This window comes from Bacteroidota bacterium (genome assembly GCA_013696965.1).
Taxonomy (GTDB): Bacteria; Bacteroidota; Bacteroidia; order JACCXN01; family JACCXN01; genus JACCXN01.
The window spans coordinates 1-12,325 of sequence record JACCXN010000089.1 but is presented as its reverse complement, the minus strand read 5'-3'; the positions used below and the strand labels follow the sequence as shown (position 1 = coordinate 12,325).

Here is a 12,325-nt window from a genome sequence, read left to right as displayed (position 1 = left end):
CCAATGGAATGGCTGTCAGAGGTGCTTAACAAAATCGCTGATCATAAAGTCAATAAATTACATGAGCTCTTTCCGCAAAACCTTCAATTACCAGAGAATAAATTCAATTAGATTAGTTGCTTTATGGCTAGGGTGTAGTTGCCCGGGGGGATACTTTGTGCAAATATTTTCTAAGTGTCATTGATGCAGAACATTTGCCATATTTTAAAAAAACAATAGAATGGATTAATGGTAATATTCAAATTGGAAATCTTCCCAAAATTGGCGAAATGATTTCTTATCACTCTTTTGCAATACAACCTAGAATAGTAACTTATATCAGAAAGGATGAAGACACAGGCCTTCCGTTTGCTGTTGGTGAATTATATTTTACTTGTAAACTATTTGTTTTTATAATTCCTCTCTCAAGCAAAGACAATAAAGATTTTACAAATAAACTTGATTTTGAAAAATATTGGGAGACATTTCAACATTACAAAAAGTCAAAGGGTTGGACTTTTATGAATTACTCAAACAACAAACCTAGAGAATTTGCGATCAACCTTAATTTTACATTGAATAAAAAATCAAACAAACCGACTCCAAAAGAATAGAAGGGCAGCAGCTAACACCACCCTTGCGAATATGCTAGGTTTCGTGCTAGTTGCAAATGTTTATTAAATCGGTATAAATTTATTTCTAAACATTTGCCTAACCTTTAGGAGCTTTTAATTTATATTTGTGGTAGCAGACAGTGAAGTGCAAGTAAACCAGAACATTGAAAGGCTGCTGTCCTTCGCAAAATCTCTTGCCGACAATTCATAGAATATGATAAAGAAATTTATAAAAATACACGGGACGGGAAAATTTCTGAACTATAATCATAGCACCATTCCTAGTGGACATAGGACAACTGATTTTGAAAGAATAAATCTCATATACGGTGAAAACGGCAGTGGGAAAACTACAATTGCAGTAATTTTGAATTCGTTAAAAGGGGATAATACATTGCTTCCAAAAAAGAGAGCATTTGACAGAACCGTAACTCAGACGGTAGAGGTATTAACAGACGATACAACCAATCCAAAACTAACTTTCACTTCAACTGCCTGGGACAATCACTATGAAAATATTGAAATTTTTGATATTCATTTTATAAATGAGAATATTTACACTGGATTAGAAATACAAACCTCGCATAAGAAAAATCTATTTGAAGTAATATTCGGGCAACAAGGAATAGCTTTAAAATTAGATATCCAATCCATTAAGGACAGAATACATAATGGTGGTAAAATCATCAAAGAAACAACTGAAAAAATTGAACTGGCAATTGAGAGAGCCTATACTGCCGAAGCATTTACAAATATTCAAATCGATACGGACGTAGATAATAAAATATCACTTAAAGAGGCAGAAATTTTAACCGCTAAGAGTTTTCAAACTATTCAATCCAAAGCTAACTTAAATTTAATTCAAGTACTTACTTTTCCATTCGATACTGTTGCTTTAGAAACAGCGCTGAGCCAATCAATAGACACTATTTCAGAAACATATCTTGCAAAATTCAATGAACACAAGGATCATCTTGTAATGGGTGGCAAGTCAGAGCAGTGGATTAAACAAGGATATGAAGCGATAAAAAATAACGGCTGTCCTTTTTGCTTAAGACCTTTTGAGGACACGATTGAAATAATTGAAGCATATAAACAATACTTCAATGAAGAGTATAATAGCTTGCTTGAACAATTGGGAGAACAGCGACTAGCTATTTCAAACTTTAACCTTGAAGCACAATTTTTAGAAATAGAAAACAAGATTACAGCAAATATTAATTTGATTGAATTTTGGCAGCCCCACATACAAAATCCTCCTGTTCTCGTATCCGTTATTCAAGAAAAAGAGTCATTTGTTTCTGCATTTGAAGCAATAAAGGAAGTATTGAAGCTCAAGTCAGAAAACCCGATTAAATCTCATGACCCTTCTAGCGTTTCGCATTTTAATACTATTGTTGAAGCATTCAATAAGAAAATTACCGAATTAAATGTTCACATTTCCGCTTACAAAGCTTCTATCGCTGCAACAAAGGCTTTGATTCAACCTAACCTAGTTCAACTTGAAATAGATTTAAGGAAGTTAAAAGCAATTAAGAAACGAAGCGATCCAACTATTGATGGGTTTTGTACAAACCTAACATCATACAATTCCTCTGTTGCACTTCTTAAAACCGACAAGGACGCTAAACAATTATTGCTTGACAATTATTCAACGACAATTTTCGCAAACTATTCGACAAAAATAAATCAATATCTACAGGCGTTCGCACCCTATCTTGAAATCCGAGGATTAGATAGCGTTTATGTAGGAAGCAGTAAAGAGCCAATGATAAAATATGCTCTTCATATAAATGGAAATGAAATTAAACTTGAAGACAGTCCGCTTTTTTCAACCTTTAAATACTCCTTGAGCGAAGGCGATAAAAGTGCGCTTGCCTTGGCATTTTTCCTCACCAAATTGGAAGTTGACGGAAATATCCAAGACAAAATAATTGTTTTTGACGACCCAGTTTCAAGCTTTGATCTTAATAGAAAATCAACAACTATTTCCAAATTATTACACTTCGCGCAACAAGCAAAACAGCTATTTGTATTAACTCACAACATTATTTTTGCAGGAGAGTTTTGGAAAAGTACAAATCAAATTAACTTGACAAATCAATGCAGTAAAATTGAATTTGTAGGGAATACTGGTTGTATTGTTGAATATCATATTGACAATGACACTTTATCAAGTGTCTTAAAAGACAGTACAGCAATTAAAAACTACCTAACAAATGGCTGTTTTATAGACCAAGAAAGACGAAATATCGCAAGGTGCTTAAGACCTGCCTTAGAAAGTTATTTTCATCTAAAGTTTTTTGACCTTCTATTGCCCTCCGAATGGCTTGGTAACTTCATAGACAAAGTAAGAAATTCAATAACTACTGACGCATACAATAGACTCCTACCTGAAGTTGCTGAACTAACAGACATTAATGATTACTCAAAAAAATACCACCATCGACATAATACAAATTCAGATAGCGAGCCTGTAACCGACGCTGAATTAAGAAATTATTGTGAAAGAACATTAAAACTAATACAACTGATTTAGTAATACGTTAAGAAAATGGTAAAATGGAGAACCATACAATAAAAAAAGCAACGAACCTCTAACAGTACCTTTGCGTTATGGCGGGGGAAGTGGGAATTTACGATAACTGACAACGGCTGGTCTTTAAATTAAGAGTAAATGAAAGCATTAATAAAAAGTTTTGAAACACGATTAGGAGAATTAACTGAACAAAAAATTCTCGACTTATCGAAAAACGACAATTCAATTTTCAATGTTCTTCGTGATCTTCACAATGAAGCATTTGGAGCATATGTTTGGGATGACAGCAAACCAAATTTGGACTATTACCTCACTTATGTAACAAAAGTAAATGGTAAATTAGAAGGGTTTATCTTAAAACTTCAACCGCACACAAAGAACAGAAATGAGTTGACAACTTGCTTCTCTGCTTTTATATGTGAGACATACAACAGAAATAATCCTCATGAAGTTTTTAATGCTTATCAAGCTCATCAACGGTCTTTATTTGAAAGACTTGACTACTGGACTTATGGTAACGAATTAGCTAAAGAGTTAAAAGGAAAAAACGGTGACTTGATCCTTAAAGGATATAGAGATATTCTGTTTGTTCCCCTTGCAGACGAGCCACCAAAAGAACCAAATATTAAAAATGGTTTGGAAAAGAAGGTAAATTCTAAAACACTAGGAAAACAAGAGTTGCAATACGTTTACATTATGTATAACAAACAAAATCTTTATCACAAAATTGGGAGAAGCATAAAACCAGAGCATAGAGAAAAAACTTTACAAGGACAGGAGCCAGATGTTGAATTAATTGAAAAATGGGCTGCTTCAGCCGAGGTTGAGAAAATTTTACATAGAAAGTATAAAGAGAAAAGAAAACGTGGGGAGTGGTTTGACTTGACAAGCACTGACATTGATGAAATTAAATTGTTTATGCAGACAATTATTTCAAAAAGCAAGTGACAACAGAGAACGGAAAAACTGCAAAGGGCTCTAACCAAAAGACGGAGATAAAAAGAACTAATACAAACAAAAAAATGCAAACAGACCCTCTTGAATTTTGGAATAAATATGAGTTAATAAGTAGCTCTAAAACATATGTGCCGTCAAGAATCAAGAGTAAAGTTTGTAGGTATTGTGACAGGACAGATAAAGAAACAACTTTCAACCAAATCACTCATTTACTTCCTGAACTTATTGGAGAAAATGACATTTTAACTTTTGATGAATGTGATATTTGCAACAAATTATTTAGTGACTATGAAAGTAGCTTTTCTATTTTTATTAGACCTTATATTACTCTTTTAGGAGTTAAAGGAAAAAAGAAAGTTCCTATATTTCAGTCCCGGACAGTTGATCGAAATGAGAAAACACGAACAACTCTGGCACATAGAGAAGGAAATCAAAAGGAGTTACATATTCAGACACTTGATGACTATACAATTAATACAGATACAAAAACTGTTGATATCGTTTTCAGAAAACCTCCTTTCATTCCTCTAAAAGTTTACAAATCACTTTTAAAAATAGGACTTTCACTATTGCCGACTGAATTTGACAAGTTCAACAAAGAATCATTCGCATGGCTGACGAATAGACAGGATGACTTAAGCTTCATTACTCATGCTTTTGTCTCAACACTTAAGAGACGTTGTTTTACTACCCCATCTGCTGACTTATACAAAGCAAAAAACATTTTTACCGATAAGCAGGAATTCCCTGAGTATATTCTCATTGTTTGTTTTGCGAACCAAATCGTTCAAATCTTCCTTCCCTTTTCTGATGAGTTGAAGGACGTCACCAATGGAAAGAGGCAACTTGTTTTAAATTTATTCCCTGGAGTTGCTTACGATAAAATAGAAGAACCTCAGACACTAGAAATCAAATATTTTAATTTGAGTATTGGAACATCTATTACAGAGAACCATAAAATTTCTTTCAGTTACGAAGACGCTGTAATTAATATTCCACCCAAGTAATGTTTATCCATTTCACTGCATAATAATCCACTTGTTGGACAACCATTAACCAAACCCGCTTCCCTTCCTGAATCCCAGACCTATCTTCGTCAACGATGATGAGGATAACTGCACTTTTTAATAATTCGGCTGTACTGGCAGTAATCCCGGCAATTGATGACTCCTAATGCGGTTTATCCCTGCATGCCATTTCTTTTTGAGACGTGCAAGTTAAATGCCCTTTATCTGAAACCCTCGCAGATACTGGTGTATAGACTTGCGTGTTCCAAAGAGTGTACTGATGTTTGTTGTTAATGAGGCCAAACACCTTGTTGGTATTAGGTTTTAGAAACTAACAAAAAATAATGCGATGGAAAATAAGGAAACAAGCGAAGCGGTAAACTGGAATGAAAAAACAGAGCTTGAGCTTTTAGAATTGGTTTACAGTTATGCAAGCAATGGTTTACGCTACGGAAAAAGTAAGCAAGCAAAAGATTGGTTGAAAAGCAAAATGCTGACTGTTGAAAATTCGATGGCTTGTTTTAATTCCGGCCAGTTACACCATCGCAAGGAAAGGGAGTTTAAAGAATCGCTGGAGCGGATTGGATTTATGAAGGTTTCAAATTTCGCATCAAATTGCCATTCGATTCCTTATACAGTGTTTGGAAGCTTCTCAATTATGTTTCCGCTCAGAAACGAAAAAAATGAAATCGTCAACTTTTATTCAATGGGAATAAAAAATGACAAAACCGATTATATGAATTTAGAAGGCTTGTATCCGGGATATCCAAGTGAGCAGACCAGAAGGTTGTTTGTGGTGGACAACATAATGGATGCTGCAACGATGCTCGAATCAAAAGTTTTAGATAACAGGGAAGCGGTGATTGCATTAAATAACGGTGTTTTTTTAGATCAGCATGTAAAAGCAATAAAAAGCCTGAAGCACCTAAGTGAAGTAATACAAATTAAAATCAAAAAGTAACATGGGAAATTCAGTAAAGGAACTTAGGGACATTATAACAAGTGTTCCAATCAAGAAGGCAACGCTTGGGGAAAATGAAAACCTGAATTCGGTTTATCGGCAGTATGGAAGTGCGGGGGTTATGCAGATCATTCAGAATGCAGAAGAACTTGAGGAGGTAGAAGAGGTAGCTGTGACGAATGTGGCTGCCCCATTAATTGTGCAGCTCAAACCGGAAATCGAAAACATTACCACTCCAATAATTAAAGCTGCAACAAGAAAGAAGGAAATAAAAGAGGAGGAATCAGAACCGGAACCAGAGCAAGCAAAGCTGGAAGTGATCCATGAAAATAAAATCCTGATGCGCACCTCTTCCAACCATTATTATATACTTGGGATGCTTACTCAGGATTTAAGCAGCATGCGAATTACCTTAATGGTGGAGGATTTGGCTTACGGAAGAAAAGAAAGAACAAAGCTTGATTTATACGAAAGAGAAACGGTAAGGAACTTTGCACTTCAACTGGCGGAGCAATTTTATCAGAACGCAGAAATAATCGAGTCCGATTTGCTGATGCTGACTGATCTGTTGGAGCAATTTCGGGAAAGGCAATTTGAGCAAGCCAAATCCCAATACCAAATCAAACGTCAATATGCCAGCGTTTCTCCTGAAAACCAAAAAAGCTGCATTGAATTTTTATCACAGCCCAACCTGATGGAGCGATTTGATGGGCTGATTGAAAAGGCTGGAGTTGTTGGAGAAAATAATACCCGCAAGCTTTTATTTGTGATAGCCTCTACTTATAAAATGTCTCACCCCCTGCATGCTTTGGTGCAGGGCAGTTCGGGAAGCGGTAAGTCCCACCTGATAAATATTATCGGACAATGTTTACCTCCTGAAGACGTGCTTTCCATGACAAGGGTGACCAGCAAGTCCTTCTATCATTACAATAAAGATGAACTGGTGGACAAGGTAATGCTGATTCAGGATTATGATGGTTTGGATGAGGAAGCACAGTACGCTTTCAGGGAACTGCAAAGTGCCGGAAACATCAGCTCCTCGACAACCTATAAAGACCGCAGCGGAAACATTGTCTCAACCATAAAGCATGTACGCAGCCATTTTGCTTCGCTTTTGGCCACAACCAAAGCGGAGATATATTATGACAACATGAGTCGCTCGGTGATTATCGGAGTAGATGAAACAGACGAGCAGACCATGCGCATCATAGAATATCAGAACAGAAGATTAGCGGGGCTTATTGATGTGAAAGAAGAGCAGAAAACAAAAGAGTTTTTTCAAAATTGCATGAGGTGCGTTAAGCCCATTGAAGTGGTGAACTGCTACGCTGATAAAATCATTCTGCCCATTGAAGCAAAAATGCTCAGAAGGTTAAACAGCCATTACCAAGCTTTTGTAAAGCAAATAACTATTCTGCATCAGTACCAGCGAAAACGTGACGAACAGGGAAGGCTGATTGCCCAACCTGAAGACCTGATAGTGGCCTGTGATATTTTATTCGATGCGATTATGCTGAAGGTGGATGATCTGGATTCTTCCCTGCGACTCTTCTTTGACCGCATGAAAGAGTTTATTAAAAAACAGGCAGCCGGAAAACAAAACGAGTACCAGTTTACTCAGAGAGATGTGAGGCTTGCCCTGAATGTAAGCAAAACTCAATGCTTTAGGTTTATGGAAGACTTGGAACTGCTGGAGTACATTCAAAGAACAGGAGGTTATGCCAATAGGGGATTTAAATACAAGATTGTGTTTTGGGACGATATGGAGAAAATTAGAGATCGCATCAAGACCGAACTCCTAAAGCAATTATCAGCATTGGTTCCTATTGGTTCAGAAAGCTTGGAACACCAAAACCCGCAACAGCAAAAGGAATGAGCGTAGCGGTTCAGAATTCCAAGAGTAAGCATAGTAAGCAAAAAAAAGTATCGTAAAGAAACCATAAAAAGAAATGAAACACTTACCCATAAATAGCCCGCACTTTCAAGCCTTGTATAAGGATTTTAATAATATGATAATCACCAAAGGTTATCGTCAGGGAAAAGGCTGCCAGATTCAAAGCTGTGTCAGGGAGTTTTTATTCTTTATAGAGATCAAGGGGTTTACTACCATTCAGGTTGTGAAAGCCACGGAAATCATAAGTTATTACGAATATCTGCGGGAACGTCCCAATCAGAAGACAGGCGGTGGTTTAAGCGAATCAATGATAAGGCATCACCTTTATGCGCTTCGCTTGTTTTTTGATGATTTGGTAGAGAGGGAAGAAATAGACAGTTCCCCTGCAAGGCTTCCAAAATTTCAATTTGGAAAGTATAAGGAACGCAATATTTGTACGATTGAAGAAATCAAATTGTTGTATTCATCCTGTCAAAACAAAAGGGAAAAGGCACTATTGGGAATTGCTTATGGTTGTGGCCTGAGAAGAAGTGAACTTGAAAACCTTAATACTACCGATGTGCTGCTTCATAAAGGAATGCTGCTGGTAAGGGAAGGAAAAGGTAGTAAATCACGCACAGTGCCTCTTTCTAACAACGTAGTAAGGGATTTAAAGGAGTATATTATTTTCGAACGCAGCACTTATTTCCCTGCTACCAATTATGAAGAAACACCTGCTTTCTTTCTTAATAATAAAGGCAAAAGAATGGGAGGACAATATTTAGGAAATACTTTAAAGGCAATTATTGAGCGCACACAAAATATTGAACTGTTAAGAAAAGAAATTACCCTGCATTGTCTGCGTCATAGCATCGCTACACATTTGCTCGACAACGGGGCAAACATCGAGTTTGTGCAGCAACTACTTGGTCATGCGGAAATAGATACCGCTCACCTTTATTCAAAACGAAGAAAACAGCAAATGAAAATTTTAAGTCAAGTCAGATAACCATGAAAGAACCAATCACATTTGAACATTATCTTCATCAGATCAAGCACACCCCTCAAACGGTGAAAAGCTACTTGTTTGCTAACAAAGTTTTTATGACTGATAATCCTCAGCCTGATGATTACAAGTACAAAGACATTGTGGAGTACCTGAATCAAAAGGTGAAGGATTACGCTAACCAAAATACCAAGCTTTATATTTTGAATGGCATCAAAAAATATTACGATTATTTAATTGACATTGGAAGGCGCAACGATCACCCTTGCCGGAACTTTTTTATCAGGAACGTTAGAAATCGCCAAGTAATCCATCAGGATTTATTTAGTTCAAGTGAACTGGAACTGCTTTTGGAAAGAGAGGAGCGTTATGCTGATTTGAAACAGCGCAATCAGGTGGTCATGTCTTTGCTTATTTATCAGGGATTAAATTCAGGGGAGATCCAAAACCTGAATTTAAGCAACATTGATTTTGACAACGGAACTATTTTTATAAAAGCCAGCAGGAAGATAGGCCAGCGACACATTGAACTTCACAATAAGCAATTCCGGTTGATTGACCACTATCTCCAGGAGGGCAGAAAGTCTTTGATGCGTGAAGAAACCAATGCTTTAATTTTAGGGAAGCTTGGTACTCGGCTTACTGTAGATGACATCCATTATTTGGTATCTACTTACAAACCGTTATTCCCGGACAGGAATTTAACTCCAAGTACCATCCGACAGAGCGTGATTTCAAATTGGCTCAATGAAAAGAAGCTACCATTAGAGCAGGTACAAATGATTTCAGGGCAAAAGTGGATTTCTACTACAGTTAAATACAGGCAAATAAATATTGAGGAACAGCGGGAACTTATGAATCGATTTCACCCTTTGGGATAATTGTTATCTTTGGAAAAAAAACAGGAGTATGCCATTAGGAGAAATAAGAACATCAATCGAAAACTTTAAAAAATTTGAAAAGGATAATAAACGATTCGAACTTTTAGTTTCTTACGATTGTTCAAATAAGCACGATCCCTTTAGAGAAAGAATGAGGAAATTATTAGTAGATGATTTCAAGTCCACAGAGCAGAATGAATCTCTCTATAAACTTCCAACTCCTAAAAACATGGAAGAAATTAGCAATCTTGCTAATAGAATTACGGCTCTTTTCAAAGAAGTTTTAAATGAAGGGTCAACTCAAAAGTCAAAAACAAAGGTTCAGTTTATTCTACCGGAAGGGAATTTATTTGATATTTATACAATCCTTGATGAGAAGCCATAAGATATAATTACCCTAATTTGCCCGGAAAGCCTGAATTAATATGCTTAAATAATCCAGTTAATAATTGATTGTAAAATAGAGGAAAACTAAATAGGTTTCCTCTATTTTTTTTATACATTTGCCTATATATTTTTTTTAACGGCTCTTTGACATAAAATGTTTTTGACAACCTGTACATCTGAAAATAAAAGTTTCCTGTCAGGATACATAAACACATACAGGTACGGGTTTAACTCAATGGAAAAAGACGATGAATTGAAGGGAAGCGGGAATAGCTATGATTTTGGGGCAAGGATTCTTGATCCGAGAATTGGTAGGTGGTTGTCTTTGGATCCTTTACAAGCCAAATATCCATCACATAGTCCCTATAATTTTGTAAAAAATAATCCTGTTTATTTTATTGATCCTGATGGAAGAGATGTTAAAGGATATGTTACACTTGTTAACAATCAAGGAAAGGTAGTGGGTATATTAAAGGTAGACTCTGATCGCTCTGTTAAAAGAGATGTAATAGGAAGAGATTATTTATCAGCTCATAATAGGTTTACAACTAACACAAGAGCTGTAGATATTGGATTTGAGATGACCTACAATGTAGAAACTGGAAAGATTGAAAATTATAATGAAAATATAACCAAAATATATTCGTGGGCAGATACCTATTTGCCATCAAATATTGATCTTGAAGGATCTGGCAGTGAACAAGGAGGGTTTCATTTTGTGAGTGATGAAGGTGGATCAAACACTACGAAAAACAGGTCATCGGAAGACGAAATGAAGATCAATATTGGAGGATTCCTGGATGCATTAGGTGCCTCGAAAAATATTAATGGAGATTTAGCTGGTTTAGTAAATGTTGGGCCAGATTTAATAAATGCAGTCACTGGAATAGTAAATGAAGTGCAGGATATGATAAAAGAGAAATCAGCTAATCAGCCTCAAGAATCTGGAGAAAAGAGGAGTAATTCACATATAAATACTTATGACCCCACGACAGGTTCTTATGGTGGAGTGATGGCACCAACAAAGGGGGACTCAGTTAGGGCAAGGAAAGGTAGAGAACACGAAGTTTGGACTGAAGATAAAAAATAATAATAATATGAAATTTATTCATCATTTAGTAGTAGCTTTTCTTTTCCTTTTAATTTTTTCGTGTAATAACGAAAATAAAGATATTCAGTATCTTAATAAAGAGGAAAAAATATTAAAGGATATTTTTGAAAAAAATTATCAGGAGTATTATTATATAATGACTAACAATGAAAAGATTTTTTATCTTGAAGATTCAATTCTTAATTTTATTAAAAACAACTCAATTGCAGAAAATATAAATGATTTGCCTGAGAAAAATATTATAGATTATGTGAATTTTTTGCACTATAATATTAATCAATATGAGGATAATAATTTTTTTTCTACAGAATTTGATGAGCCATTCAACTTTTTAAACAGGGGTTTAATAAAATATAAAATTTTGAATTTAGAGGTGTTAATTTCAAAAATGATAATAAATTATGTTTTACGAGCTAGTCTTGATTTTGATTCATATAAAATATTAGTTGTTCCTAAAAAGGAAAATGTACGCTTAAATGAAGAGTATAGTGCACATATATATATTATTGGTGCACACACAGGTAAAGATTATAAAGTAGTTATCGAAGGAGATACAGTAACAGATTATGAATTAGATATAATTAATTATCCGATTGCACATCTAAAGGCCAAAAAAATTGGGCCGAATTATCATAAAGCGTATATAGAAATAAATAATTTTGGGGATCAATTGAGGGTTCCATTTGAAATTAAATATAACGTTTTAGAATAAAGTTTCCCCCGTAGGAGCTAAGCTAAATGGTAGGCAATGCGGGTAAGGGCTTTGGTTCTGAATTAACTTTATTAAGCCCCGTTAGGCGTAGACTCTGCCTACGCCTGAAATAGAGCCGGCATCCCTGCCGTAAGAAGAATTTTAACTTTTTAAACAGCCGCCCAGGCTTAACGAGGCCACTGAAAAAGCATCTCGTTTTTTCAGTAATTTTTTAAAAAGCGATTAAGTTTAAAGAAATCTTTAGCTTAATCGCTTTTTTTATGACTGACTTTTAGTTGCTTGTTTTTTTTATGGAAGT

The 12,325-nt window shown here is 35.5% G+C and carries 11 protein-coding genes; all 11 read left to right on the top strand.

Translation table 11 applies throughout. The features are described 5' to 3' along the window. Positions 1–194: 194 nt before the first annotated feature. The gene (locus tag H0V01_12825; GenBank protein MBA2584258.1) at positions 195–593 is read left to right on the top strand and encodes a hypothetical protein; all 399 of its coding nucleotides are present in this window, start codon (positions 195–197) and stop codon (positions 591–593) included. Positions 594–807: 214 nt separating this feature from the next. After that, positions 808–3,132, top strand: a complete 2,325-nt coding sequence (locus H0V01_12820; GenBank protein MBA2584257.1) for an AAA family ATPase — start codon at positions 808–810, stop codon at positions 3,130–3,132. Between the two features lie 138 nt (positions 3,133–3,270). Then, the gene (locus H0V01_12815; GenBank protein ID MBA2584256.1) at positions 3,271–4,080 is read left to right on the top strand and encodes a GIY-YIG nuclease family protein; all 810 of its coding nucleotides are present in this window, start codon (positions 3,271–3,273) and stop codon (positions 4,078–4,080) included. After that, positions 4,077–5,096: a hypothetical protein gene (locus tag H0V01_12810; GenBank protein MBA2584255.1), complete on the top strand. Its 1,020-nt coding sequence runs from the start codon at positions 4,077–4,079 to the stop codon at positions 5,094–5,096. Before H0V01_12815 ends, H0V01_12810 begins: the two co-directional genes overlap by 4 nt. A 349-nt stretch (positions 5,097–5,445) precedes the next feature. Continuing rightward, the gene (locus tag H0V01_12805) at positions 5,446–6,057 is read left to right on the top strand and encodes a hypothetical protein (GenBank protein ID MBA2584254.1); all 612 of its coding nucleotides are present in this window, start codon (positions 5,446–5,448) and stop codon (positions 6,055–6,057) included. A gap of 1 nt (position 6,058) precedes the next feature. Further along, positions 6,059–7,933 (top strand): hypothetical protein, encoded by a 1,875-nt coding sequence (locus H0V01_12800; protein ID MBA2584253.1) that lies wholly within the window; start codon positions 6,059–6,061, stop codon positions 7,931–7,933. Positions 7,934–8,006: 73 nt separating this feature from the next. Further along, positions 8,007–8,939, top strand: coding sequence for a tyrosine-type recombinase/integrase (locus H0V01_12795; GenBank protein MBA2584252.1), 933 nt, complete (start codon positions 8,007–8,009; stop codon positions 8,937–8,939). Continuing rightward, positions 8,936–9,817, top strand: a complete 882-nt coding sequence (locus tag H0V01_12790; protein ID MBA2584251.1) for a tyrosine-type recombinase/integrase — start codon at positions 8,936–8,938, stop codon at positions 9,815–9,817. Before H0V01_12795 ends, H0V01_12790 begins: the two co-directional genes overlap by 4 nt. 28 nt (positions 9,818–9,845) lie before the next feature. Further along, a complete protein-coding gene (locus H0V01_12785; GenBank protein MBA2584250.1) occupies positions 9,846–10,202 on the top strand; it encodes a hypothetical protein in 357 nt (118 codons plus the stop codon). A gap of 156 nt (positions 10,203–10,358) precedes the next feature. Then, complete coding sequence (locus H0V01_12780) at positions 10,359–11,294, top strand: hypothetical protein (GenBank protein ID MBA2584249.1); 936 nt, start codon at positions 10,359–10,361, stop codon at positions 11,292–11,294. 7 nt (positions 11,295–11,301) lie between these two features. Then, entirely contained in the window at positions 11,302–12,027 is a 726-nt protein-coding gene (locus H0V01_12775; GenBank protein ID MBA2584248.1) for a hypothetical protein, read from the top strand. Positions 12,028–12,325 lie beyond the last annotated feature (298 nt).

Excerpts from the sequence above, each read along its gene's own strand:
- H0V01_12820 (MBA2584257.1), top strand. The coding sequence starts at position 808 with ATGATAAAGAAATTTATAAAAATACACGGGACGGGAAAATTTCTGAAC.
- H0V01_12815 (MBA2584256.1), top strand. The coding sequence starts at position 3,271 with ATGAAAGCATTAATAAAAAGTTTTGAAACACGATTAGGAGAATTAACT.
- H0V01_12805 (MBA2584254.1), top strand. The coding sequence starts at position 5,446 with ATGGAAAATAAGGAAACAAGCGAAGCGGTAAACTGGAATGAAAAAACA.
- H0V01_12800 (MBA2584253.1), top strand. The coding sequence starts at position 6,059 with ATGGGAAATTCAGTAAAGGAACTTAGGGACATTATAACAAGTGTTCCA.
- H0V01_12795 (MBA2584252.1), top strand. The coding sequence starts at position 8,007 with ATGAAACACTTACCCATAAATAGCCCGCACTTTCAAGCCTTGTATAAG.
- H0V01_12785 (MBA2584250.1), top strand. The coding sequence starts at position 9,846 with ATGCCATTAGGAGAAATAAGAACATCAATCGAAAACTTTAAAAAATTT.
- H0V01_12780 (MBA2584249.1), top strand. The coding sequence starts at position 10,359 with ATGTTTTTGACAACCTGTACATCTGAAAATAAAAGTTTCCTGTCAGGA.
- H0V01_12775 (MBA2584248.1), top strand. The coding sequence starts at position 11,302 with ATGAAATTTATTCATCATTTAGTAGTAGCTTTTCTTTTCCTTTTAATT.